Source organism: bacterium (assembly GCA_040753085.1).
Taxonomy (GTDB): Bacteria; UBA9089; JASEGY01; order JASEGY01; family JASEGY01; genus JASEGY01.
Genome location: JBFMHI010000007.1, coordinates 13421 through 38114 on the forward strand (window position 1 = coordinate 13421; position 24694 = coordinate 38114).

24 protein-coding genes are annotated in these 24694 nt (G+C 39.4%); all 24 read right to left on the reverse strand.

The window, feature by feature from the left end; genetic code table 11:
* Positions 1–83: 83 nt before the first annotated feature.
* Complete coding sequence (locus tag AB1797_01850; GenBank protein ID MEW5766357.1) at positions 84–1211, reverse strand: ATP-binding protein; 1128 nt, start codon at positions 1209–1211, stop codon at positions 84–86.
* A gap of 147 nt (positions 1212–1358) precedes the next feature.
* Entirely contained in the window at positions 1359–1793 is a 435-nt protein-coding gene (locus AB1797_01855; protein MEW5766358.1) for a nucleotidyltransferase substrate binding protein, read from the reverse strand.
* Entirely contained in the window at positions 1762–2049 is a 288-nt protein-coding gene (locus AB1797_01860; GenBank protein MEW5766359.1) for a nucleotidyltransferase domain-containing protein, read from the reverse strand. Before AB1797_01860 ends, AB1797_01855 begins: the two co-directional genes overlap by 32 nt.
* Positions 2050–2360: 311 nt before the next feature.
* Complete coding sequence (locus tag AB1797_01865) at positions 2361–3329, reverse strand: transketolase C-terminal domain-containing protein (GenBank protein ID MEW5766360.1); 969 nt, start codon at positions 3327–3329, stop codon at positions 2361–2363.
* Positions 3326–4153: a transketolase gene (locus AB1797_01870; protein ID MEW5766361.1), complete on the reverse strand. Its 828-nt coding sequence runs from the start codon at positions 4151–4153 to the stop codon at positions 3326–3328. The genes AB1797_01865 and AB1797_01870 overlap by 4 nt, the downstream gene beginning before the upstream one ends.
* Positions 4143–5351: an ATP-binding protein gene (locus AB1797_01875; GenBank protein ID MEW5766362.1), complete on the reverse strand. Its 1209-nt coding sequence runs from the start codon at positions 5349–5351 to the stop codon at positions 4143–4145. Before AB1797_01875 ends, AB1797_01870 begins: the two co-directional genes overlap by 11 nt.
* 57 nt (positions 5352–5408) lie before the next feature.
* The gene (locus AB1797_01880; protein ID MEW5766363.1) at positions 5409–8165 is read right to left on the reverse strand and encodes a hypothetical protein; all 2757 of its coding nucleotides are present in this window, start codon (positions 8163–8165) and stop codon (positions 5409–5411) included.
* Complete coding sequence (locus AB1797_01885) at positions 8166–10061, reverse strand: radical SAM protein (protein MEW5766364.1); 1896 nt, start codon at positions 10059–10061, stop codon at positions 8166–8168. It lies immediately after the preceding gene.
* Positions 10062–10066: 5 nt separating this feature from the next.
* On the reverse strand, positions 10067–10912 hold the full coding sequence (locus AB1797_01890; GenBank protein ID MEW5766365.1) for an SDR family oxidoreductase: 846 nt from the start codon (positions 10910–10912) through the stop codon (positions 10067–10069).
* 35 nt (positions 10913–10947) lie between these two features.
* Positions 10948–12723 (reverse strand): tetratricopeptide repeat protein, encoded by a 1776-nt coding sequence (locus AB1797_01895; protein ID MEW5766366.1) that lies wholly within the window; start codon positions 12721–12723, stop codon positions 10948–10950.
* 73 nt (positions 12724–12796) lie between these two features.
* Entirely contained in the window at positions 12797–14581 is a 1785-nt protein-coding gene (locus AB1797_01900) for a radical SAM protein (protein MEW5766367.1), read from the reverse strand.
* 122 nt (positions 14582–14703) lie between these two features.
* Complete coding sequence (locus AB1797_01905) at positions 14704–14889, reverse strand: nucleotidyltransferase domain-containing protein (GenBank protein ID MEW5766368.1); 186 nt, start codon at positions 14887–14889, stop codon at positions 14704–14706.
* A 341-nt stretch (positions 14890–15230) separates the two neighbouring features.
* Entirely contained in the window at positions 15231–15569 is a 339-nt protein-coding gene (locus AB1797_01910) for a type II toxin-antitoxin system HicA family toxin (GenBank protein ID MEW5766369.1), read from the reverse strand.
* On the reverse strand, positions 15570–15848 hold the full coding sequence (locus AB1797_01915) for a hypothetical protein (GenBank protein MEW5766370.1): 279 nt from the start codon (positions 15846–15848) through the stop codon (positions 15570–15572).
* A gap of 390 nt (positions 15849–16238) precedes the next feature.
* Positions 16239–16502, reverse strand: coding sequence for a HEPN domain-containing protein (locus AB1797_01920; protein MEW5766371.1), 264 nt, complete (start codon positions 16500–16502; stop codon positions 16239–16241).
* A complete protein-coding gene (locus AB1797_01925) occupies positions 16495–16809 on the reverse strand; it encodes a nucleotidyltransferase domain-containing protein (GenBank protein ID MEW5766372.1) in 315 nt (104 codons plus the stop codon). Before AB1797_01925 ends, AB1797_01920 begins: the two co-directional genes overlap by 8 nt.
* A gap of 266 nt (positions 16810–17075) precedes the next feature.
* Positions 17076–17933: a HepT-like ribonuclease domain-containing protein gene (locus tag AB1797_01930; protein MEW5766373.1), complete on the reverse strand. Its 858-nt coding sequence runs from the start codon at positions 17931–17933 to the stop codon at positions 17076–17078.
* Positions 17934–17940: 7 nt separating this feature from the next.
* A complete protein-coding gene (locus AB1797_01935; protein ID MEW5766374.1) occupies positions 17941–18921 on the reverse strand; it encodes a KpsF/GutQ family sugar-phosphate isomerase in 981 nt (326 codons plus the stop codon).
* Between the two features lie 6 nt (positions 18922–18927).
* The gene (locus AB1797_01940) at positions 18928–19542 is read right to left on the reverse strand and encodes a winged helix-turn-helix transcriptional regulator (protein MEW5766375.1); all 615 of its coding nucleotides are present in this window, start codon (positions 19540–19542) and stop codon (positions 18928–18930) included.
* A gap of 393 nt (positions 19543–19935) precedes the next feature.
* Positions 19936–21072 carry an NAD(P)/FAD-dependent oxidoreductase gene (locus tag AB1797_01945; protein ID MEW5766376.1) on the reverse strand — a complete coding sequence of 379 codons (1137 nt, stop codon included), beginning with the start codon at positions 21070–21072 and terminating at the stop codon, positions 19936–19938.
* A 14-nt stretch (positions 21073–21086) separates the two neighbouring features.
* Complete coding sequence (mutM, locus tag AB1797_01950; GenBank protein ID MEW5766377.1) at positions 21087–21941, reverse strand: bifunctional DNA-formamidopyrimidine glycosylase/DNA-(apurinic or apyrimidinic site) lyase; 855 nt, start codon at positions 21939–21941, stop codon at positions 21087–21089.
* 156 nt (positions 21942–22097) lie between these two features.
* Positions 22098–23186, reverse strand: a complete 1089-nt coding sequence (locus tag AB1797_01955; GenBank protein MEW5766378.1) for a branched-chain amino acid ABC transporter permease — start codon at positions 23184–23186, stop codon at positions 22098–22100.
* Positions 23187–23223: 37 nt separating this feature from the next.
* Complete coding sequence (locus tag AB1797_01960; protein ID MEW5766379.1) at positions 23224–24330, reverse strand: branched-chain amino acid ABC transporter permease; 1107 nt, start codon at positions 24328–24330, stop codon at positions 23224–23226.
* A gap of 51 nt (positions 24331–24381) precedes the next feature.
* Positions 24382–24693 (reverse strand): helix-turn-helix transcriptional regulator, encoded by a 312-nt coding sequence (locus AB1797_01965; protein MEW5766380.1) that lies wholly within the window; start codon positions 24691–24693, stop codon positions 24382–24384.
* Between the last annotated feature and the right edge of the window lies 1 nt (position 24694).

Below are 24694 nucleotides of genomic sequence, written 5' to 3' on the forward strand. Positions count from 1 at the left end.
AATTTTTTGACAGATACAGCCTAAATAAAAGTGGGCATTAGAGACAAAAAGACAAATTCTGTCTCAGACAAATTTTGTCTGTTTTATAATATCTTCTCGCTAAATCTAAGAATTAGATACTCTTTAAAAAAAGGATCTGCAATCTCATATGCTTGATTAGTTTTCTTAATGATTCCTTTGCCTTTTAATCCTCTTAAAATTCGAGAAAGATTGATTTCTTTCAACTCTTTTATGGAATAGAGAGGTTTCTTAGAGAAAAGTATGGTTCTTAAGGCATCACGGTAATGCCTCTTTCCTAATAGCTCTGTCCACAATTGCTCAAAGAAGTTCCGTTCCTCTAAGATGGCATCCAAATAAGCCCTCTCAATATCTTCCTTCTCAATGGTATTTTTTCCAAGCAGATTAAAGTAGATCCTTTGGCAGAGAAGTTGGGTATAATAGGGATGGCCTTTGGTCTTTTGGGCAATGAAATCAGTATGTTCTGAGTTGATTGCAATTCCCTCCTGGCTAAATTTTTTCTCAACATATCTTCTTATTCTATCAAGGGGTAAGAGGTTCAAATTTTGGATAATACCAAATCTAAAAAAGGGCTGCTCTCTGCTTAGAAAGAGTTCGTTCATCACGCTTTCTTGGCTTCCAGTAAAGAGATAACTTGTCTTTTCCTGAAGTTGAAAAATAGATCTCATTAGCTTCAGTAATTCTAAGCCATTTAATTTTGCCAGATCGCCAAATTCATCAAAGACCACCACCATTTTTTTGTTCTCTTTTATTCCTATCTTATCTGGAAAATTTAAGGTTTCTCGTAAGAGTTCCCATTCATCTACGCCTTCATCCTTAAACTTCAGGACAAACTCAAACTCTTCTATAACTTGTTTAAATTCTATCGATTTCAGTAGAGTAGCAAACTTTTCTCTTATCATCCTTGAAAAATTTCTGATTTTCTTATTCTCTAAAGTTTTTTCTGTAATCTGCCTGGCTAAATCATATCTATCAAGGATAGAAAAGATATCTAAATAAAGAGTGTAACATCCTTCCTTCTTTAACCTTCTTAATATCTCCAAACTCAGAGATGTCTTTCCATATCTTCTTGGAGAGATTAAAATGACACTCTGGCCGGACATAAGCATCTTAGAAATACTTTCTAATTCCTTCTCTCTTCCTATCAGATCGTCACTTTTGGCTGGAATGCCCACTGGAAATGGATTCTTCATTGATTAAAAACTCCTCTTTCTTCAACCGGCAATTCACAATTCTCTTAGATTCTCTCTTGCCTTTTTATGCCCTGGAATAAACTGGAGGCACCTTTCAAAAAACTACCAAGATCATTTTGTGTAAAAAGAATTATTTCATCAATCCTTTTACATCTTTTTTGCAAGATACATCTCAATTCTCTTTAAGGTTTCAAAGACTACTTTTGACCTTTCATAAATCTCATTATAAAGGTCTTTTAACTCTTCGGTAATATATGCATGAGCTATTTTATTCCTAAGTATTCTTGCCTCAAACCAGAAATCAACATCATCTATAATCTCAATCTTCTGCATATTTAGTAATCTATCTCTCAAGGTATCACTTATCCTTGCATGAGTAAACATCTCAAGTCCTTTTAAAAAACTGAGTGTTAATTCTATGCTTTTTTCAAATCTGAAAGACAAAGAATCATAGTATTCCAGCTCCTCAGGAGTATATATCTTATGTATCTTATAAGGTTTATACTTCTTTATTGATGCCTCAAGTAATATAACAGCCTTTTTTAGGTCTTCAAATTCCTGAAATATCAACTCTTTTTGCATTCTTCATAACCTCTCTGCAAAATGGGGTATCCCTATAAACTACAATATCAATCCTTTCCTCACACTTTGAAAAAAATCTTGCCTGAATCCTTAAGGAAAGTTTTAATCTGTTTACATTAGTTTGCGGAATTAAAAGCAAATCAATATCGCCACCTTTCTTTTTCTCATCAAGCCTTGAGCCAAAAAGATATATCTCACCTTTAAAATCCGCCAAGGCAAATCTCAACCCTTCTTTCTCCTGTTTATCTAAACGCATTGTATATGGGGTCACCTATTTAGGTAATTGTCAAGTACAAACAGAGTAATCCCTTTAAGTGATTCCTCGCTCCAAAAAAATAAGGGACGTTGCGTTGGTAAAAAACGTAAGAAATCATCCTAATAGCTTATCTTTTAAGTCACTATTGTTGTTAACTTGACAGTTAAAAGTTCTCACGGGTTTTCAAGCCTAACCCATTTAGAATAGGACATTTACCTCTAAAGGCGGCTCGGCTTACAAACACCAACAATACCAATGGGTTACGGAGAACTTTTAGCTGTCGAGTATTTAGGTTACGTGATAATCCCTGTTTAACAAAAAGATTGCTCGAAGCCTTTAATAGTCTTAATAATGCTCTCTTCATCAAAGCCATGTAATCGGTATAGGTAATCCCTACTTCCCATATCAAAGACATATTTATCCTTAAACCCAAAATTCATCAATCTGATCCTCGAGTTTTTATTCTTTAATATATTTAATACCAGACTATCTAAACCCCCTTTATCTATAAATGCCTCTTCAATTGTGAAAACAGATTCATATCCCTTTAGTCTCTCAAAAAGAAGAGTCTCATCAATTGGTTTTAACCTAAAGAGATCTATCACTCCAAGATCTATTTTACTCTTCTTTATTTCTTTTGCTATCTTTAGCGCCTTATGAGTCATATATCCTGTAGAGACTATGCAGACTTTCTCTCCTTTCAATAGTTCACAGAATCCATTCTCTAAATCGAATCTTTCAACATTATTATATATTTGTGGCAATGGCTTTCCGTCTAATCTTATATACTTGGGTTTCTTAATGTTAATAGAGAGATCTACAAAACTCTCTGCAAGTTGCCAGTCACTTGGTGAGAATACCATAAAATTAGGAAGTGTTCTTATTATGGAGATGTCCTCAAAGCAATGGTGTGTAGGTCCGGATACTTCGTAACTCACTCCTGCTCCAACTCCTATTAGATTAACATTTATATCTTTTATTTGTGAGGTCAAAGATAGATTCACCCGCAGCTGTTCATAGGCCCTCATTGTCAAAAAGGGGGCTATAGCATAGGCATATACAGTAAAGCCCTCAAGAGCCAACCCTGCCGATAGATTTATAAGGTTTTGCTCAGCAATTCCAACATTTATAAATCTATCTTTAAATTTTTTCCTCAGTTTATCAAGGGCTGGTGATCCAAAATCAGCAGATAGAAAGAAGATATTTTCATTATGAAACATCCTTTTATAGACCTCTTCTATCAAAACATCCCTCATTATTTTTGCCGGGGTACTTTTCACTTCAACTCCTTAAGTAAACTGTCGACTTCGTCTTTAGTTAACGATTTTACATGGCAGAGGGGGTCATTTTCTAATGAAGGAACACCCTTTCCTTTTATTGTATTTGCGATTATTGCCTTGGGATGGCTGCCATCTTTATTCTTAAATTCTGTTATAGCAAGATATAGTTCTTCTACATCATGACCATTAACACTCTCTGCATTCCAGTTAAAACTCCTAAACCTATCCTCTATTGGTTCCAAGTCTATGATATTTTTGCAGTAATCAAGCATAGATCTCTTATTATTATCAACAATAGCGATTAGATTATCCAGTCTATGATGAGAGGCAAACATAATTGCCTCCCAAACAGCCCCTTCAAACAATTCACCGTCACCCAACACAACAAATATATAAGCCTCTATTCTTCTCCTTTTAAGTGCCAGAGCCATGCCACAGGCAACTCCAAGTCCATGCCCTAAAGCGCCATTCACTGTCTCAAAACCTGGGATTATAGGGTCTGGAATACCCCCCAAGAAAGAGCCTTCCTTACCAACCCTTTTGAGTTCCCTTTTATCAAAGAAACCAAAGTCAGCAAGTATGGGGTATAAAGATATTGCTCCATGACCCTTACTCACTATCAATCTATCTCTACTTTCCCATTGTGTATTATCTGGATCAAACCTCAGAATCTTCCCATACCATAAGACGGTAAATATCTCCACATCGGATAAAGAGGATGCCAGTCTTGTTCCTGGGGCAATCTTGTGTATTTTAAGGGTCTCTTGCCTTACCCACAAAGCCTTTTGTTTTAAGAATTCAATCAAATCCAAACTAACCTTCATCCAATGTTTCCCTCTTCAAAAAATCCTCACCAGGTCCAAATAAGGTTACCCTAAATTCATCTCCTATCTCTTCAAAAACTGGTTCAGAAAGATTGGCCTCTTTCATAAAACGTCTCATCTTATTTATACCCTGCCCCCATTCATCAAAGTAGTTCATCTCAAACAGTATCTTGGCAATTAGTGGATTCCTTGTCCTTTGCTGAGTTCCGATGTATTCAATATCCACTCCGATGGGTAAAAGACCAGGGCTCGTTATCTCGATTCGATTATCGTATATGGCCACGCGAATGGCACTCTTATCTGCCTGAAAGTAATCACGATGAACAACAGCATTCGTCACTGCCTCTCTAAATACCTCTGGTGGATATTCATATGTGTCCTGCCTTAATAAACCTTTAATCACACCGCCTAACCGGATATTCTTAGCGATAAAGCGAACCGTATTATCTATCTGTTCATAGAGAGAATCTTCAAAAACCGCCTGATCAAGGAACAATCCCTTTTCGTTTCCTTTAAATCGTGCACACTTTACTATAGCCCTCGGGAGATCAGTTATCTTCTGTGGGGCCTTTCCCATCAATAGAAGACCACCAATAGTTGGATAGATACCTCGGTTAAGCCTTTTCATGATCCCAACTTTTTCTAAAAAGTCTTCATTTACATCCTCGAGAGGGGTATTCAACCGTTCATTCCTTCTCTTTTGGTAAAATTTTATCTTCTCAAGGTCAAAATCATCAAATCTTGCCCCTATCACCTCTAAACGATCATAGGTTATATTTCTACTTTGTCGGGCTAACTCATCTATCCATGCTTTATCCGCTACCCTATTGGTTGAACCAATCCGGATATAAACACCTTTCTCAGGACCAATTCTTCTCACAAAATATGGTTTTAGTCTACCTGGAAAAATTTCAATCATACATATTGTTTTGCCCTGCAATGTATAAAATTCAACCAGTGGTGAAATCATGGGATGGCAATTATTAGTGGCCACATTCATGATGAACTCTTCCCAGTCCTTGGTAAGATCAATACCAACCGCCTCCCTTGTTTTATCATCAACTCCAATGACAATCCTACCGCCTTTGGTGTTAGAAAATGCCACTAACTCCTTGGCCAGAGATAATGGTTCTCCTAACTCCCTTTTGAACTCCAATCGATAATCCTCTGGTTTTTTAAGTAATTTCTCTATACCCATAATTAGATCCCTCTGTTTTTCTCCGCTAACTCAGATAGAATCTCTGAAAGGGGCGCTTCATCTCTCTGCTTGAACCGAAGCATCCTGATGGCTATTCTCACTAAGGCTCTCCAAATTCTCCTTTGCCTTTTTATGTTCTGGAATAAGCCTGAGGCATTCCTCAAAGTGCTGCTTTGCCTTTTCGTTTTCTATCATCCTTTGGTGAATGCAACCAAGATGGAAATGAGTACCTCCTATGAGATCAGTTCTCTCGGTATAAGTCAAACCTGTAAAAGCCTCAAATATCTGCTTCGCTTCCATTAAAAAACCTTGACTTTCAACTGCACTTGCGAAATTGTAAACTCTGGTAAGGCTCACTAAAAAAGTATCTATTTCTTTCAATCTCAATAATTTGGCGTATACTTTGGAAGCATTTTGATAATCCCTTATCTCTGCGTAAAAGTCCCCTAAGCAATATAAGAATCCTGGATTGCTAAAGAGAGCGTTATCTTCGCTTAGAATCTGGCACAATTCAACTAACTTACCTTCTTCTTTGAATACCCTTGTTATAACTTCCATTTCAAAAGGGGTGAATTGATAGATTTCCTTCCCTTCGAACAATTGATTTATTTTAAAAAATAGCTCTTTTGCTTCAGAAGGAAGGTAATTGTTAAATTTCAGCATCCTTTTAACAAAATCTCTGTCAATGGGCCATACCTCGAATTGTTCTCTAGTCCGTTTAAAGAGAAGAAACCAATTCCTGAGAGCCTCGATAGATTTTTCTTCCTCTCCTAAGGCTTGAAGCGCTTCCACATAAAAAATGATATTTGGATGAATCAATCTTGGATATTCATTTACCGCCTCTTCAAAAAGTTGAATCATCTTTTGGTAATCATCTGGTTGTTTTTCCTCCCACTTACCCAACACTTCTACCAGAAGCATTTTGCTATACATATTCGAGGGAAAATAAATTAATGATTGGTTAGCATAATCAATGGCTTTGGGCAGATTCTGTTCAGCAAATAATATCTTTGCAAGGTAGAAGGCAGCTCCACTCATAATGATTGATTTGGGTGAGACGGTACTCTTACGCCTTAATAAAGCTAACATTATTTGATCCACATAGTCTCGATAAGGGAAATAGTCACCAAAGAAGAAAAGAGGAGACATAATATCATCGTTTACTTCATCGAGTTCCAGCTTATCTCCATCTTCAATAAGAAATAAAAAAGCCTCCTTTGCCTTTTCTTGATCATTAAAATGATACTGTGTCCTGGCCATGTTAAACCATAGAACCATCTTTTCTCTATAACGCTCAATCGCCTGATAGAAAGTTCTTAGGGCCTCCTCAACTAAATATTTATATTCACCAGCAAACATGGAAGGATATTTGAGAACAAGTTGGTATTGATAAATGTAGTGAATGGCTGAATTATTTAAGGTATGATAAGTCTCTTTTTTCTCCTTATTTACCCGGCCTATTTTTTTGAGGTCCTCCATCCTCTCCTTCGGAGTAGAATGTAGTCTAATGGAGTCATGACAATACCCCACTGCTTTAGTATGCACTTGAGGAAGGGCATCACCTTGTTTGGGATTATTAGGAAGTAAGGAGATAAAAGAACAGAACTTAAAAAACCTCTCTATTGATCTATTTTTTTCAAATAAATTCAAATGATCTGACTCAGCATTCTTCACCTCATCAAAACGGTTAATTGCTGTTTCAAATGCCTTTGTAATATCATCACTATAGGGAAAGATATCCTTTTGCTTATCAAAAAAAAGTTCCATAACTCCACTATCATAGTGTAAGATTAGAGAGCCAGCCGCCAAAGCCTCCAGACCTCTTGTAGGAAAAGTCCCCTCAAAACGGACAAAAGTAGGGCATATTTTGGCAGTTGAAATAAGTTCAAGGTAGTCCACAAAAGTAATATGGCCATCTACCAACAGAATTCTGTATTTCTGGTTTGAAGTCCCAAGTTGAGCAATGAGTTTTGCTTTATCTTTGAAAAGAGGAATAAAGGTGGAACCTGTAACAATAAGATCATATATCTTTGAGTTTCTTCTCATTCCTTTAGGAAAGAAGTGAATGGGTATAGTTGAGAAAATAAAAGTAAAGGTTCTTTTGTTGAATATTCTCACGACTTCAAAATGTTCTATACTTGAATAAACCACTAATTTGTCAAATTTGGTGAAATCATGATATTTCTGATAGATATGCAGATCAAAGTCTGTGGTAAATGCGATTTTTTCAAAGGGAAGTTTTTCCATATTGGCAAATATTGGAACATACTCTGGCCGATAAACAAAAAAGAAGTCAGGTTCAAAGTGCTTACACTGTAAAAGAGAAGGCAGCATCTTTCCATCGAAATCAAAATCGATGTAAAAATCATCGGTTGGAGAATAGCCAATGGTCTTAATGTTGAACTGATCCCTGAATAAGAACTTAGGAATGTCAAACTCAGCATTCATTATTAACAAATTAATTCTTTCTTTTCTAAGCAAATTAAGAAATTTACGACAAAGAAGAGTTGCATTACCTTTTTGAATTAACTCCTCCAAAAGGATAATCCCTTCTTCCTTTCTTCCCATGCACCAATGAGCAAAGGCACGATGAAGTTGAGCCCTTGGGGTATTCACTCTCTCTTCATCTAAAAGCTCCAACCCCTTAGGAAAGTTTCCCAACATAATGAGGGCACAACCCTGTAGTTCCAGGTCATCCTTGGCAAAGGTGGCTACAAATGTGTAATTTCCATCCAAGAAGGCCTCCTCAAAGGATTTATAATAATCTAAAATATCTTGGTATGTTGTTCGATACTCTAACTTAAAATTGAACATTTAACTTCTTTCCCTATTCGTCAAATTCTCCTTTGCCTTTCTGTGATCTGGGATAAATCTAAGGCACTCTTCAAAGTGATGTTTTGCCTTTTCTTCATCTCCCATTTTTTGATAAATACTTCCTAAATGGAAATGGGCACCACCTATAAATCTATTTCTATTTGCAAAAGAAGGGATTTCTTTTGCAAAATTTATTGTTTCTTCAAATTTCTCTTTTGCTTTTTCTAATTCTCCTTCTCTCTCATAATTTGAACCAAAGCTATAGTGATTTAAAACTATTATTCTTCTATTCTCTGGCTCTAAGGAAAGTGCCTTTTCTAACTCTGGTTCTAAGGCAATCGCTTTTTTGATCTTCCTTTCGATACTCTGTTTTGCATAAGCTCCAATATATATACCACCATTCCATAACGCGAGAGTAATTCTTTTCAATCGATCAATTCTTACTTCATGATCAATATATGGGTCAACACTATACCAAAGTTCAGAGGGAATAGCATCTGGATATTTTTCATAAATATCCTGCTTTTTATCTTTAAAACGAATGTTGTAAAGTTGTGGATTTTTGTAATACTCACTACCATGTCCCAATATAAGTGGTTCAATAGTTCCTACAACATCAATATACTCTTTGTTTTTAAGCATATTATCAATACTCTCCTCAACATCTTCTTCTGTTTCTCCAGGAACACCTATTACTATGTTCACAGACACGAAAATCCCGGCTTCGTAACAATCACGAAGATTTTGCTCCACTATTTCCATTGTATACCCTTTTCTTTGCAAGCGAAGTGTATGGTTTGTCCAACCATCAACCCCTAATTGCAAGGAAGTAAAACCAGCAGCATGGAGATGGTCAAAAAATTCTCTGGTATTACGTCTGTCAATACGAAATCCTGCAGCAGCAAAAGAAATTTTTAGCTTACGTCTAATGATTTCATTGCATAACTCAAAAGTAGTATCCTGGTCACAGTTGAAATCACTCTCGTTAAAATGGAAGCTCGTGAATCTTTGTTCCGCAAACCACTCAATTTCATCGACAACTTTTTTGGGATCTCTTTTACGCCAATGAAAGCATTCACAACAGAAGCGGCATTTTGACCAGCGACAACCACGGTTTGCTACAATAGGTACTAAATACTTACTATCGTAGGTATGGTATAGATTAATTTCAGTCCACTCATATCGTGGAAAATCAATTGAATCAAGGTCTTGAAATAACGGGGCACTTTCCCAAACTCTGTCTGGAGAATCATATCGAGAAATAATTCCCGGCAGGTTTTTTGGTTTCTCTCCAACAAGTAGTGCCTTTACAAGTGGGCTAAGAGTCATTTCTGCTTCATTAATAATCATGTAGTCAAATTCTGAAAATTTCTTTGGCCCAACCTTGGGGTATACACAATCATAACCTCCAACTATAACGATAACCTCTGGCATCGTCTTGCGAATTTCATTGACAACCTCTCGTGAAATTGAAAGATTAGTCCCATTCAACGAAAGACCAATAATTTTAGGATGTGCTTTTATTAAACTATTAACAATCTTTTTAATTTCTGGTCGAAAATGTTCAATAACCTCTAATTTATTCCATTCATCACAGTTAGTATTATCCCATGGGTCATCTTTCATAACATATCCACTTGGTGTAACTATTTTCTCTAATCTATTGAGTATTCTTTTAGAGTGATAAAGATGATAAAAAATAATATTCAAATCTACTGTCTGGAAACGAATTCTTGTTCTTTTTAAAATATTATGTACATAACCTAATCCATTTGGCATCATTGGCATATATCTCATAGGTAGTTGGAGAAGTATAAAATCCTGGTCAGGAAGAAATTTAATCTCAGGAATCTCAATTGGATAGATGGTAAAAACAGTAGATATTTTTTCAGACATTTTACTTACCTCACAATAAGTAGTTTATAATAGGGTTCTGTATAGCAAAATTGCAGATGCCGTCCATCACGATGAAAAAAGTAGCCGTTTGGCCCTCCTTTTGGATGAGATAATAGGATGAGCACCATGCTACAAACTGCATAAGGACTTTGGGTTGGACCTTGATTCATCTCTGTTCTTGCCTCACCGGGATCTAACGCATTCATCTGAATATCTTTTCCTGGAAAACTATGAGCATATTCTTGTGCCATTGAGTGACAAAGGCTGTTTAGGGCTGCTTTTGATACATTATACATCCCTACACCAGATGTGGATGCCCAACCAGCCCCAGAAGTTAAAAACAAAACCCTAATACTCCCGCTATTAAGCATATACGGGAAGATTGTTTTGGTTGATAACCATGGTGCAGTAACATTTGTTGCCATTATCTTATTCCAATATTCTAAAGAATCTTCTTGAAGTGGATTAAGGCTACCAGGCTTGCTGGGTATAGCAGCGCAGTGTACCAAACCATTTAAACTACTGCATAGGCTTTTTACTTTATCGCAAGCCCTTAGGATATCATCATAGTTGGTAACATCGCACTTTACTATATGGCAGCTTTCTGTAGTGATACTAAAAGATGCTATTTCTTCAATAGTTTCCTGTAATTTTTCAATACGCCTGCCTGTCAAAAAAACCTGAGCTCCAGCTGCAGCCAAAGCACAAGCTATACAACGACCATAACCTGTTCCTGCACCAGTAATCCAAAAATTTTTCCCATGGAATGAATTCCATCGTTCTAGTGTAAGTCCATAAAGATGTTCATACCATTTTACAGGATTAACATCTTGACTCACTTGTGTTTTCATCTCCAAAAACCTCCTCCATATCAAGCATCTTTATATTAGAACCTCTCCAAATTCTCTTTTGCCTTTTTATGGTTTGGAATAAACCTGAGGCATTCTTCAAAGTGTTGTTTCGCCAGTTCTTCTTTCTTCTGTTTTCGATAAATACTTCCTAAATGGAAATGGGCACCACCTATAAATCTATTTCTATTTGCAAAAGAAGGGATTTCTTTTGCAAAATTTATTGTTTCTTCAAATTTCTCTTTTGCTTTTTCTAATTCTCCTTCTCTCTCATAATTTGAGCCGAGGGTATAATAGATTGAAATTACTACGTTCTTGTCAGATGGTTTTAAGGAGATAGCCTCTTTGAGTCTTTCCTCTGCCTCTTTATGCTTTTGTTGTTGGGAGTAGAGGTTTCCAAGAGCAATTAAGATGTTTGCCTTGGTGTTCCTGTCAGGTGGTTCTAAAGCCAAAGCCTTCTTCAACTCTTCTTCTGCTTCATTGAATTTGCCTTGTTGGGAGTAGAGGTTTGCGAGCTGGATTAGAATACCACATCTTAGATTCTTATCTGGTGGCTCTAAGGATAATGCCTTTTTATATTCTTCTTCGGCATCCTTGTATCTTTGTTGAAGGGAGTAAATATTCCCCAGACTGATTAAGATGTTTGCCTTGGTGTTCCTGTGAGTTGGTTCTAAAGCTAAAGCCTTCTTCAACTCTTCTTCTGCTTCATTGAATTTGCCTTGTTGGGAGTAGAGGTTTGCGAGCTGGATTAGAATACCACACCTTAGATTCTTATCTGGTGGCTCTAAGGATAATGCCCTTTTATATTCCTCTTCGGCATCTTTGTATCTTTGCTGAAGAGAATAGATATTTCCAAGACCGAACAAGATGCTTGCTCTTGTGTTTCTGTCTGGGGGTTCAAGAAAGAGGGTCTCTTTGAGTTTCTCTTCTGCCTCGGGGAATTTGCCTTGCTGGAAGTAGAGGTTTGCAAGGTGAATTAGAACATTTACCTTTGTATTCTTGTCTGATGGTTCTAAAGCAAGGGCTTCTTCGTATCTCTCCTTGGCTTCAGAATATCTCCGCTGCTGAAGGTAAATATCTCCCACAGTGAGTAGAATGTGTTTCTTCATATGCTTATCTAATAGCTGAAAGGATAGTGCTTCTTCTATTATTTTTGAAATATCCGGATATATTAAATTAGTTGGTTTCCATTTACCTTTTTTAGTGAGTTGGACACTCCAAACACCATTATCAATTGAATAATCCTTAAATATAGAACCCACAGCAAGAACAACTCCACAGTGAACACCGCCGTAGCAATCAATATCTTTATATTGTTCTAAAATTCCTTTATCAAAATCAAAGATACTTCCTTCACAGTCATGCCCACATAGTATTCCATTAGGACGAACTAAAGAGAGATACTCCTGAATATCTTTTAATACCGCCTCATATCTATGGTCTCCATCAATATAGATCAGGTCGAACATTTTCTCTTTCAAAATCTTAGAAGCAATATCAGACCGTGTTCTGATAGGGATAACCACATCTTCAAGACCTTCATTATATATCCGACTCCAAAAAACTGAAAATATATCCACCTTCTTTGCTATATCCTCCAATTCAGTCCCTCGATTACCTTTCCACCAATCTATGCAAAACACCTGCCCACCTACTTCTTTAGCAACTTTCGCCAATATAATCGTCGAATCACCACACCAACTCCCTATTTCAAGAAACTTGCAACTTTGCCTTGCCACAGATTGAGCAAGTCTCCTTAAAATCATTACCTGTATAAAATCAGCGAACTGATTTAGTTTGACCTCAATATCCATTCAACACCTCAAAATCAGTATTTGCTCAAATGCCAAAAAACAAAGAGAGTAAGCATCCAAGTTTAATATGAGGTTAAGCATAAATATTATAATACCACTCTTTGCAATTAGCACAAAGTGGTAATCTCTTATAGTTCTTATTCTTGTGTATCTGACAGATGCCTTTTAATCTCTTACTTTCTATGATTTCCTCCAATGCTTGACCTTTAAGATTTCCAAAGCTATACTCTCCATTAAAGTCCTGGCGGCAATGGACTGCATCTCCGTTCCATAACACAGAAAGGCCTGCTTTCAGTTGCTTGCAGGGAAATCTCTTTAAGGGGGTAACATCTACGACACTTCTATCCTCTATCTGACCACAGAAGTTATTGAAATGTCCAATGATAGCATATTCAACTGGTAAGAATTTCTCATAAAGGGTTTCCCATAACTCAACATTTACCCGTGAATCCTTCTGTTGTACCCCGTTTCGGTAATTAATCATCTTTTTGGCTTTCTCTTGAAAATCCCATCTTTCCATAAATTGTTCAATCTCAGCCTCATTCTCTTTCATTTTAACAATTTGAATACCAACTAACGGCTTTCTTGTCCCATAAACCCTGGGAGCATCTTTTAAAAGCTCTCTCTTTAGCTCCAAAAATTTTGTAATATTATATACTGCCTTATCAAATAAATCAACTCCTTTTATCTTAGCATAAGTCTCTTTTGTTGCTGCATCTAAACCTAAAATTATATAGTCCAGAAGTCCTTTCTCAATAATATCCCTTGAAAATTTTTCATCTAAATTTAGTCCATTCGTCCAGAGGCCAACTTCAAGCCCTTTATCTTTAGCATAAGCAAACATCTCCAAAACATTTGGATGAAGTAGAGGTTCTCCAAGACCTGAAAAATGTACACTTGAAGCAGATGTTTCGTCTATTATCTTTTTAAAAAGATCAAAATCCATATAGCCAGTTTCCCGTGTCATCTTTGAAGTTCGAGGGCATATAATACAATTTAGATTACAGTCATTAGTCAATTCAATCTCAATCTGATCACGATGTAAAACCTCGAAGAATTCTGGTTCTTCTTCATAAGTTCTTAAAACCTCTTTTGTATCAACTATCTCTCCCTCTTTATAGAACCTATCATAAATTTTTCTCATTAAACTTAGTTGCTTTGATGAATCAATTGATAGATTAAGATCTAGTTTATTCCAAATATTCTCAGCTTTTACACAATATTTCTTGAATAAAGTTGATGTTTTTGCAAATGAGTGATGTCCCCCAGTAATTCTCAAGAATATTCCTTTTGGATCAATTTCGCAAAATTTATGCCAAATATCCGCTTTCCATAGCTCTGTTCCTATCCCTTCTGGAAAGCCTTCTGTCCACATATAATCAATTTCTAATGATTTAATTTTTTCTACCAAAAAATCTACAATTTCCGGATCAATTAAGGGCGAATTAATTGGAATAAATAGAATATCATTGTCTTCAATTCCTATATTTTTTTGAAACTCAAGCATACTTTCCCATCTATCAGTCTTTATAAAATATAACTTTAACCCATACCTTTCTGCAAGCTCCAGTGCCTTTTTATCCTCTTCTCCTTCTTTCCAAAGATGTGTATAAGGAATGATATCAGTTATCTTCCTGCCTATCTTCAGTCTATCTATTATATGCAAAAGGACAGGCTTTCCTTTCAGGTCTTCCCAGATAAAATTTTGGCAAGGGTTCCCAAATCCACCCACAAAACCAACAAAGATATAGGCTACAACCTTCATTACTTCTCCTTTTTTAGGTCTATTGTAACTATTCAGTTCTATTTTTGACGGGATGAACAGGATTGACGGGATTAAATTTATCCTGTTCATCATAATTCTTGACAGTTAAAAGTTATCACGGGTTTTCAAGCCTAACCCATTTAGAATAGGACATTTACCTCTAAAGGTGGCTCGGTTTACAAACACCAACAATACCAATGACTTACGAAGAACTTTTAACTGTCGAGATAAAGTTTATCCTTCAATCTTCTATCTTTTTGAGGAATTACTATCAATAAATCGTAGTCTGAATTGGGCCTGGCAGTTCCCCTTACCTGTGATCCAAAGAGATATATAGTATCAATCTCATCTCTAAAATCCTGAATTCTCTCTAAGAATAAGGCAATAACCTTATCGTCCATATCTTGTCTCCTGATTTTCGATGTTCAAGTTTTTTTATAATCCCTTGATTTCATTGGGCTTACATTGGACTCAAAAAAGAAGAAGGGTAGCAGATTAAAATCAAGGGAAATCAGATACTTACGTCGTTTCCCTTCTTTTTGGGACTTCAAAAACTTGATATAATATCTTCTTTTGCTAATATCTTTAATGAGTCCAAATTGAAGATACTTTCATTTTTTCAGAATTATACCTCATTTTTAAGAAAAAGATAAAGTAAATTTTTTAGTCATGAATAAGAATATTTAACAGTGATTTGAACGAGACTTATACGAGACATTACAAGAGTATATTTTGATTATTTTTAGGTCTCTTTATGTCTCTTAAAGTCCCTGTTGATTAATCTTGTGGTTTCAGGCAATCGGTATATACCACTCTTTACACCTCGTACAATTAGTGTCGATTTCCTTTTTTGAATTTCATTAATCAACTCAAAATATTTTTCTTGAGTCATAGCAACAGTTTTCATGTTAGCCTTGATTATAGAAACACTGACTTCTTTATGTTTTGGAATTACCACTGGTCTTTTTGCGCCAGAAAATCGAAAGATTAGATGAGATCCCTTTTGTCTTTTAAAAATACACCCAAATCTTTCAAACACTTTTACTTGAGTTTCCCAATTAGTAGGAATCATTCGTTGCATCTAAACACACTCCAATTTAACAAACGACTTATCGAAACCTATAATTTCTCTTTGAGAGGTTAATATGTCATCTATAATCCTAAAACCTCTCTCTTCTAAAAACTCATTAAGTGTACCCATTTCCTCCATTTCTTCAAATTGAATCTCTATAACCTCAAAGAGGTTTTTCTTTGCTTCTTCTAAAGAATATCCTTGGGCTATCATATCAAGTTCTGGACAGTGAATTACATACAATTCACCTTCCCTCCAGAATTCCATAGTAATCTTTAGTTCTTTCAAGGCAAAACACCTCCTTCTTCATCGGGATTTTAAGAAATCTAACCACAGAATTTTACGAAAATAATATGGGGTCATCCATTGACCAAAATGTCAATAAAAAATACAGTCCTTCCATCTAATAACTTTAAAGCTTTAAAGGGTCAAGGGTCAGGCCTTAATAATAATAAAATAGATGCAGGATTGTATTCTATCTTTACTTTCGGCCACCTCTTGGATCAACCCGAGATTGCTGATTCCAAACTTACATCTTCAATCCGGGAGAATACTTTTGGTCTGAATTTTGCAATCTTTATATAAATCTATACTTTTGCACTTTTTTGTAACTACTTGAAATACAAATACTTTACAATAACCTCTCGTCATTCCCGCGAAAGCGGGAATCCAGTAATATCAAGGCTTCTGGATTCCTGCTTGCGCAGGAATGACAAAAAGTGCAAAAGTATAAATAAAATATAAGCCGAATAACTGTCTTACTCCTGAATGGCTCTCGGCCTTAACTCCAATACTAAGAAGTAATGCCTGGGCACAATGGAAGACAGCGTAATATGCTCGAGAGACTGCATCATCATACTTACAGTGGTCCAATAGAATCTTAGCCGCCTCAATCTTACTCCTTGCAGTATTGAGATATCCTACCATAATCTCTTTATTCAATCTTTATACCTTCTCTCAAGATATTCTCCATAAATGGAGTGGGAATCTGCGATAAATAATCAAAGTCTTCCCTTTTTAGGATCTTAAGTGAAATATCCGTTCCCGTTTCGCATAAGATATCAACAACCACATCATAAAGTTTATCCTTCAATCTTCTATCTTTTTGAGGAATTACTATCAATAAATCGTAGTCTGAATTGGGCCTGGCAGTTCCCCTTACCTGTGATCCAAAGAGATATATAGTATCAATCTCATCTCTAAAATCCTGAATTCTCTCTAAGAATAAGGCAATAACCTTATCGTCCATATCTTGTCTCCTGATTTTTAATGTTCAAGTTTTTTTATAATCCCTTGATTTCATTGGGCTTACATTGGACTCAAAAAGAAGAAGGGTAGCAGATTGAAATCAAGGGGAATCAGATACTTACGTCGTTTCCCTTCTTTTTGGGACTTCAAAAACTTGATCATCGAGTGATTAGTATCCTTCCCACTCGAGTCTGAGGCCCCAAGATAGCGATATTCTTCTTTTAAGGCCATGACAAGCCGTTTGCTTAGAGTTAATGACCGCTTCTGTCATGATGATTCCCTCTCAAGAAATTCTTCCACCCTTTTGGCAAACTCATCAAGATCAGCTAAATTTTCGGTTATGGCTTTATAGATAACCTGGTAATCTAAGTTCCAATAAACATGCACAATAGCATTTCTCATCCCGGCCATACCTTTTATCTTATTGGCAAATGAGTATGGCAAAAGCCCCTTCTCTCCAGATAGCTTTATCAGGTTAGTAGAGTTATAATCTGTCAAGCTCACACCTGTTACGGCTAAAAAATGCCGGCAAACATCAAGCACTGATTCAAGCGCTATCCGGAGATAATGAATACAGAGATCCCTTGTCTCTTCCATAGCCTCAAATTCACTAAAAGAGGAAAATCTACCAGATAGTTTTTTAAGCTTCTTCATTGCTTCTCTAAGTTGAGAAAGGTAAGTGTGTAATCTTTCTTCGTTTAATTCTCTATGGGACACAGATAAGCCCTCCTTTATGCTAAGTCTAAGATTTTCCAGGTATTCCCTTTTAAACTTCTGGTATTCTTCATATTCGAAACAGGTATTGACGCTAAACTTGCTCCAGGTTTTCTCGTTATTTGAGTAAAGTATTCTTCCCTTCAGCAAAGATTCCATCTTAATAGCCGGATTCGACCGGTTAAGCACTACCAGGTCTATCTGCCTTGTTTTTAAGATTCGACACAGGTCCTCATAAGTGTTGATATATTTATCGAAATCATACTTACTAAAAAGGACAGCGATATCGATATCCTTAGCCTCCTCAGTTTCTAAGATGGAACCAAAGAGAAAGGCTAATTCTATCCGGTTTTGATTAAAAAGAGGCTCCATTGGCCCTCTTTTTTTCATAACCTCCTCTACGCCTTTCATTATCCGCCTATCCTTCAAATCGGAATCTTCCTCGGCCAAGTAGATCGTGAAGATGGATTATTCCGGCCGGTTTTTTCGCCTCATTTACAATGACCAGGGAGGTAATTTCATGCCTTTCCATCATCTCGACCGCCTCCACCGCATACCTGTCAGACTCAATAGTCTTCGGATTCTTACTCATTACATCCTTCACTCTTTGCTGGTAAAAATCTCTATGCGCCTGCACAATCCGCCTGACATCTCCATCAGTTATTATTCCTACCAGCCTGTCTTCTTGATTTACCACGGTAGTGAATCCCAATCGCTTCCCGGTTATCTCCAGGAGGGCCTCTTCCATCGTGACGTCTTCGGAAACCACCGGGATCTGTTCCCCGGTGATCATTATATCCTTCACTTTAAGCATCAATCTTCGGCCCAGACTACCGCCCGGGTGGAGGAAGGCAAAATCTTCCCGAGTAAAACCCCGGTTATTCAATAAGGCCACGGCCAGGGCGTCTCCCATTACCAGGGCGGCCGTGGTACTGGCGGTAGGGGCCAATCCCAGTGGACAGGCCTCTCTTTTCACACCAACGTCTAAATAAATATCGCTTTCTCTGGCCAGATAGGACCCTTTATCCCCCACCAGAGAGATTATCTTCAGGCCCATCTTTTTTAGCACCGGCAAAAGAGCATTAATCTCAGCCGTCTCGCCGGAATTAGAGATGGCCACCACCAGGTCTTTACCGCCCACCATACCCAGATCGCCGTGAATCCCTTCCGCCGGATGTAAAAACATAGCCGGCGTTCCAGTGCTGGCCAAAGTAGAGGCAATCTTCTGACCGATCAAGCCAGATTTACCCATCCCGGTGACGATTACCTTACCCTGGCAAGCCAAAATAAGCTCTACTGCTTTGACAAAAGACTCATCTATTCGAGGGGCCAGGACCTCCACGGCCTCAGCCTCAATGCGAATTACCTCTTTGGCCTTCTCAATAATGTCTGCTTTCATCTTACATCACAGTTTCCGCACCTTGATCCCCTGCTCTTCCAGACGCTTAATTGATTCGTATATCTGGTGGTGATACCCCATTGAGGTAATAATAACCCCATCCGGTCTAATCCGTTCGATATGACTTGGCGCCAGGATAATCCGCCCCGCAAATTCCTGGCCCTGTTTTTGTGGATCATTATCTACCACCGCCACCACATTAAACCCCAGCTCTTCAGCCACGGGAAAGACTACTTCGGCTGTCTCCCCGGCCCCATAAAAGATTACCCGTTCAAGTCCCTCTTCAATAAATTTATTTAGCCGAACCTTAAACTCTGCCTTGGCATTCTTGTATAATTTTATGGTCTCAATCATGTAAGAGCTTAGGAGCAAGGCCCTTTGGTCAAGCCCTTTAGAAGTCAAGGAGTAAGTCAAACGGCGGTGGCTCTCGCCCTTGACCTCGACAATCCCTCGTTCGGTAAGACCTTTAATGTAATTATTGACCATAGAAGGAGCCAATCCAACCCGGTGAGCCAGGATATGTTGACTTATTCTTGAATTCTTTTCGATTTCGAGGAGGATCATTAACTCCCGGAAGGGAGGTGTAGGTTGCAGAAATTTGAGGTGGTTGTTATTAATCATAGGAGGAGACAGGAGATAGTAGTCAGTGATCAGTGGTTTCTACTGGCTACTGTTCACTGACTACCGTCTACTTTTATACATTCAGTGAATGAATACTAAAGGGAAAATATCCGCCCTGCCGGCCATAAAACCGGCAGGGCCTATTATTAGCCTTCGTTAATATTCTTTTCGGCAGGAATAAACAGAACCTTTAAGGCGATATAAAGCGATTTGGATGATATATCTTTAAGTTAAAACCAATCCCTTTTTGTTCCCCTCTAAATTATCCTATTTTATCTTTCGGCTCTCTTTTATCTACCGGAATATTCATTCAATGAATGATTAACTGCCTGGCTTACATGCTGTCTCTCCCACGTATCTTCTCAAATTGGCTACGCCTCACCGATAACCTGGTTACCCCGATTTATTGAGAAGATACCCTTCAACCATCTCTCTTACGTATCCAGCAATAGCCGGAGCAGCGGTTAAACCAGGGGATTCTATGCCGATGAGATTGATCAGACCGCCTAATCCTAAGGACTCTTCGTGTTTGATGATAAAATCCCTGACCGGCTTGCCCGGAGCTTGAAGCTTTGGTCTGATCCCGGCCATATCCGGAGTAAGATCTTCTTCTTCCACAAAAGGAAGAATTGGCTTGACAGAGGTCAAAAAGTCCTTCTTATGGGCTTCTTCCACCTGATAATCAATCTCATCGACATAGAAGGCATTAGGGCCTAACTTCATCATCCCCTGTAGATCCAAAACAGTATGTATGCCCAGGCTGATGGCCGTAGGAGAAGGATAGATAAGGTGATGGACGAGCTTATGTTTGCCTCCCCTCACCTTGAAATATTCCCCTTTACAATAGTGTATCCGATATCCAGCCGTATCAATATCTATACCAGCTAAGGCGGCTATTTTATCCGCCTGAAGGCCGGCCGAATTGATTACTACCCGGCTTAAAAAGGAAAATACCTGGCCATCTACATCCTGGAGGCCTACTTTGTATCCTGGCGCCCACCTTTCGACGGACTGCACTTCACATTCATAAGCTAAGGTGGCGCCTTTATCTTTGGCTGTAAATTCGAAATATTTCATTAAACGGTGGGTATCAATAATCCCAGTGGAGGGAGAATAAAGAGCCGCTTTAGCCTTAATGTGCGGTTCCATCCTTTTGACTTCATCGGCCGAGATTATTCGGAGATCATTAACCCCGTTTTGCTCTCCTTTAGCTAAAAGCGCTTCCAGCCCCTTAATCTCTTCCTCATTTAAAGCCACGATCAATTTGCCTATTTGTTGACAGGGAATTCCCTGGCGGTGACATATCTGGTAGAGGAGTTGTTTCCCCTCAACACATAATTTGGCCTTTAAGGAGCCTTTGGGGTAATAAATGCCGGCGTGGATGACCTCACTGTTTCGGCTACTGGTCTCCTGTCCAAAGCTTTCGTGCCGTTCTATCACCAGCACTTCTCTGGCTTCATTAGCCACCTCCGCCGCAATGGCCAGACCAACCACACCGGCTCCAATAATGGTAATGTCTACCTTCTCCATCTTGCCTTCTTAGTTCAGAAGTCAGATGTCTCTGCCTTCTGACCTCTGACCTCTAACTTCTGGCAATTAGGGCAGAAGTAAGTAGAGCGGCTGCCCAGCTTAATTCGCTTAACAGGTTGCCCGCATTGGAAACAAGACTTGCCCTCCCGATCATAAACTTGATGAAAAGCCTGGTAAGCACCTCGCTCACCCTCTGAATCGACATAATTATCTACACTTGATCCTTTTAACTCAATGGCTTTAATTAAGATCTTTCGGATGGCCTGATAAAGTTTCTCAATTTGGGAGGGAGTTAAGGTGTTGGCTGGTTGAAGGGGATGGATTTGAGCCCGATGGAGGGCCTCATCTGAATAGAGATTTCCTACGCCGGCCAGAAGGCTCTGGTTAAGAAGTAACGACTTAATGGCTCCCCTCTTAGAGGAGATTAGTTTTCCGAAATCCTGAGAAGAAATTTCTAAGGCATCAGTTCCTAGTTCGGTCAACTGAGGGAGGTTATCTACCTGGTCTGTCCTGGCCAAAAGCAGAAATCCTAACTGGCGCAGATCTAAATAGCGAAGTTGGTTTCCCCTCTCCAGCTCGAAGATGATATGGGTATGTTTAGCTACTGGCGCTTCCGGCTGAGTATAGATAAGCTGCCCGGTCAGCTTAAGATGGACCACTAAGCTCCAACCTTCAGAGAGATGGAAGACAATCATTTTCCCCCGGCGCCTGACATCCTGAAAGGCAAGCCCTGTCAACCGTAAGCCAAAATCCTTTTTATCACCCTTTACGACCTTGTCCAGATTTACTTTCACCCGGTTTATTTGTTGGCCAGGGATCTTTTCTTTCAACCCCCTGACAATGGTCTCCACTTCTGGTAATTCCGGCATCTTCAGACCTCCCGCTGTCCGGGCAAGACAAAGGAAAGTTGAATAAGAAAGATATTGCCCCGGTCAGACAATAGATGAATATTTATCCTCGAACCTCGAGGGTTGTAATCCTAAACAAATATTTCCGCCTCCTTGGAAGGCTTTAACGTAACTGATTCATTTCCTTTCCTCATAAAAAGAACTGTCCTCAATCCGCCTGATCCGATCTTCCTCCGGACGCATCTCCCGTTTTACCCGGGTAATGCCGAAGAGGCCCTCCGGCCGGTAACGCATAATGAGGATCATAATCAGGCCATAAAAGAGAAACCGGGTATCAGCCGGCAAGCCAAATCTATCCAGCAGGAAGCGCAAGATTTCGGTCAGGGAAATGAGGATAGCGGTGCCCATCATTGCCCCCCGAATACTTCCCAGTCCACCTAAGACAATGAGACAGAGAATAAGAATCGATTCCCAGAATTGAAATCTTGACCAATGCAGGTTGCGGGCATAAACCGCGTAAAAGGCTCCGGCCAGTCCAGCCAGAGAGGCAGAGATGGCGAAGGCAATGGTTTTATACCACATTATGTTTATGCCGGTGCTTTCAGCCGCGACTTCGTCCTCTCTAATGGCGAACCAGGCCCGGCCTAATCTTGAATTGGCTAGGCGATGAATCACAAAGATGGTTAGCCCCAGAAAGAGGATAATAAGGTAGTAGTAAGCCCTGGGTGGAACAAGGGCGAAGGTGTAGACTCCCCCCGCCCCTTCTTTTAAGGCCAGAAGACTTACCAGCGATTCCTTGAGAAAATCGGGCAGCCAGCCTAAGTTCAAACTCGGTGAGGGTATGCCCGGAAAACCACGAGCGCCGCCGGTAACCGAGGTCCAGTTTCTTGAAAGCAACACCACCATCTCAGAAAAACCAAAGGTGACAATGGCAAAATAATCTCCGGTTAACCGAAGGGTAGGCGCCCCCAGCAGGATGCCCCAGACAGCTCCGGCCAGGAGGGCGAAAGGAATAATGAACCAGAAACTCCAGCCGCAAGTCTTGACCAGAAAGGCCGTGGTGTAGGCACCGGTGCAGAAGAAACCCACATATCCCAGGTCCAGCAAGCCACAATAGCCCGGGAGAATATTTAAGCCCAGGGCCAGGACCATATACAGGGCAATCACGATGAGAACACTCATGAAGTAGGAATTAACGGTAAAGGGGATAATCATTACCCCAATGGCCATCAAAATCCCGATGAGGTAAGGATGTTTTTTTAGCATATCTCAGGCTCCGGGTTCCTCGAAACTCGAAAGCAATTTAGACTCTTTTCACCGTAGTCTTTCCCAGTATCCCTGAGGGCCGCAGGACGATAAAGGAGATCATCACCGCATAAGCCACGCCGTTCATCCACTGGGAAAGCCCTAAAGGAACAGCCAGGCTTTCAGTAATTCCCAGGACAAAACCACCCAACATAGCTCCAGGGATATTTCCGATCCCACCTAACACCGCCGCAGCAAAGGCCTTGACGCCCATATAATAGCCCATAGTGGGTTTAAGATCATGATTGGCCAGGCCATTCAAGATGCCGGCCACGGCACCCATAGTAGAACCGATGGCGAAGGTGTAAATAATCACCCGATTTACGTCAATCCCCATCAAGGTCGCCATAACCCTATCCTGGGCACAGGCCCGCATGGCCTTGCCTATCCTGGTCTTGTGAATAATAAGATGAAGAATAAACATCATCAAAAGGGTGACCACCAGGATGATAAATCTGAGCAGGGTAAGGTAGGTGTCACCAAAAAGATGAATCCGGTGTCCTTCCAGGATCAAGTTAAAGAACCCCATTTGTCTTAAGAATTCATCTGAGAAAATGGGAATCTTAAGCAAAGAAGGGATAAATTGGTCAGGATAGCTTTGAGTTCTGGCCGTCCAGATTAGCCGAGCAACATTCTGAAGGAAAAGGGACATGCCAATCGCCGTAATGAGGGCAGCCAGTCTGGGCGCCTTTCGGAGCGGCCGGTAGGCAATAGATTCTATGGCCATCCCCAGACAGGCCGTTAAGGCAAGGGAAATAAGCACGGCTAAGTAAAAGGGGGTGGAAAAAACAAATAGAGGATAAAGAGAACTGCTTATGATAACAGCGATACAAAGGCTTAAGAAAAGAGATACCAGAGAGGAGAATCGGTCTTTAAGAAAGGTATGGGCGGTAATAAGGAAGGTTGTTCCGGCCATCGAACAGATCGCCAGGGCGGTCGGCGATGGCGTAGGGATAATCAGGGCCAGGACAAAAAAGGCCCCGAACATATAAATCTCGCCGTGAGCAAAGTTGATCAGTTGGATGATCCCGTAAACCATAGTGTAGCCCACGGCGATCAGGGCGTATGTCCCCCCTTTAGTCAGGCCAATAAGCAAATACTCCAAGCTCTATTCCTCTGTTATCCAATGCTAAACTCTAAACTTAAAGAGGACGCCTTAAGCCGAAGGGTGCTGTTTGTCAGGCACTAATTGAATCTTCAACTGTGCATCCAGCGCACGCGCCAGTCGGTACAGAAATTCGATCGAGCCAAGTTGCCCGTGTTCCAGACGGGAGATGCGGGGCTGCTGGGTGCCTACTTTTTCAGCTAGCGCATGCTGACTGAGTCCCTTCTTAAGCCGTAAGTCAATTAACTGACGGATGAAATTGAACTCTGATTCCAATGCTTTATATTCAGCACGAAATTCAGGGTCTTCCATTTGTTTGGCAGTGTACTCGTCGAGAGAGTACGTGCTCGCCGATGGGTTCATC

Bases quoted from the DNA above. Each gene is read 5' to 3' on its own strand.
- AB1797_01925 (MEW5766372.1), bottom strand. From the start codon at position 16,809: ATGGACGATAAGGTTATTGCCTTATTCTTAGAGAGAATTCAGGATTTT.
- AB1797_01900 (MEW5766367.1), bottom strand. From the start codon at position 14,581: ATGATGAACAGGATAAATTTAATCCCGTCAATCCTGTTCATCCCGTCA.
- AB1797_01895 (MEW5766366.1), bottom strand. From the start codon at position 12,723: ATGGATATTGAGGTCAAACTAAATCAGTTCGCTGATTTTATACAGGTA.
- AB1797_01875 (MEW5766362.1), bottom strand. From the start codon at position 5,351: ATGGGTATAGAGAAATTACTTAAAAAACCAGAGGATTATCGATTGGAG.
- mutM (MEW5766377.1), bottom strand. From the start codon at position 21,941: ATGCCGGAATTACCAGAAGTGGAGACCATTGTCAGGGGGTTGAAAGAA.
- AB1797_01930 (MEW5766373.1), bottom strand. From the start codon at position 17,933: ATGAAAGGCGTAGAGGAGGTTATGAAAAAAAGAGGGCCAATGGAGCCT.
- AB1797_01955 (MEW5766378.1), bottom strand. From the start codon at position 23,186: ATGCTAAAAAAACATCCTTACCTCATCGGGATTTTGATGGCCATTGGG.
- AB1797_01965 (MEW5766380.1), bottom strand. From the start codon at position 24,693: ATGAACCCATCGGCGAGCACGTACTCTCTCGACGAGTACACTGCCAAA.
- AB1797_01855 (MEW5766358.1), bottom strand. From the start codon at position 1,793: ATGCAAAAAGAGTTGATATTTCAGGAATTTGAAGACCTAAAAAAGGCT.
- AB1797_01870 (MEW5766361.1), bottom strand. From the start codon at position 4,153: ATGAAGGTTAGTTTGGATTTGATTGAATTCTTAAAACAAAAGGCTTTG.
- AB1797_01945 (MEW5766376.1), bottom strand. From the start codon at position 21,072: ATGGAGAAGGTAGACATTACCATTATTGGAGCCGGTGTGGTTGGTCTG.
- AB1797_01935 (MEW5766374.1), bottom strand. From the start codon at position 18,921: ATGAAAGCAGACATTATTGAGAAGGCCAAAGAGGTAATTCGCATTGAG.
- AB1797_01905 (MEW5766368.1), bottom strand. From the start codon at position 14,889: ATGGACGATAAGGTTATTGCCTTATTCTTAGAGAGAATTCAGGATTTT.
- AB1797_01860 (MEW5766359.1), bottom strand. From the start codon at position 2,049: ATGCGTTTAGATAAACAGGAGAAAGAAGGGTTGAGATTTGCCTTGGCG.
- AB1797_01885 (MEW5766364.1), bottom strand. From the start codon at position 10,061: ATGTCTGAAAAAATATCTACTGTTTTTACCATCTATCCAATTGAGATT.
- AB1797_01940 (MEW5766375.1), bottom strand. From the start codon at position 19,542: ATGATTAATAACAACCACCTCAAATTTCTGCAACCTACACCTCCCTTC.
- AB1797_01880 (MEW5766363.1), bottom strand. From the start codon at position 8,165: ATGTTCAATTTTAAGTTAGAGTATCGAACAACATACCAAGATATTTTA.
- AB1797_01850 (MEW5766357.1), bottom strand. From the start codon at position 1,211: ATGAAGAATCCATTTCCAGTGGGCATTCCAGCCAAAAGTGACGATCTG.
- AB1797_01890 (MEW5766365.1), bottom strand. From the start codon at position 10,912: ATGAAAACACAAGTGAGTCAAGATGTTAATCCTGTAAAATGGTATGAA.
- AB1797_01910 (MEW5766369.1), bottom strand. From the start codon at position 15,569: ATGCAACGAATGATTCCTACTAATTGGGAAACTCAAGTAAAAGTGTTT.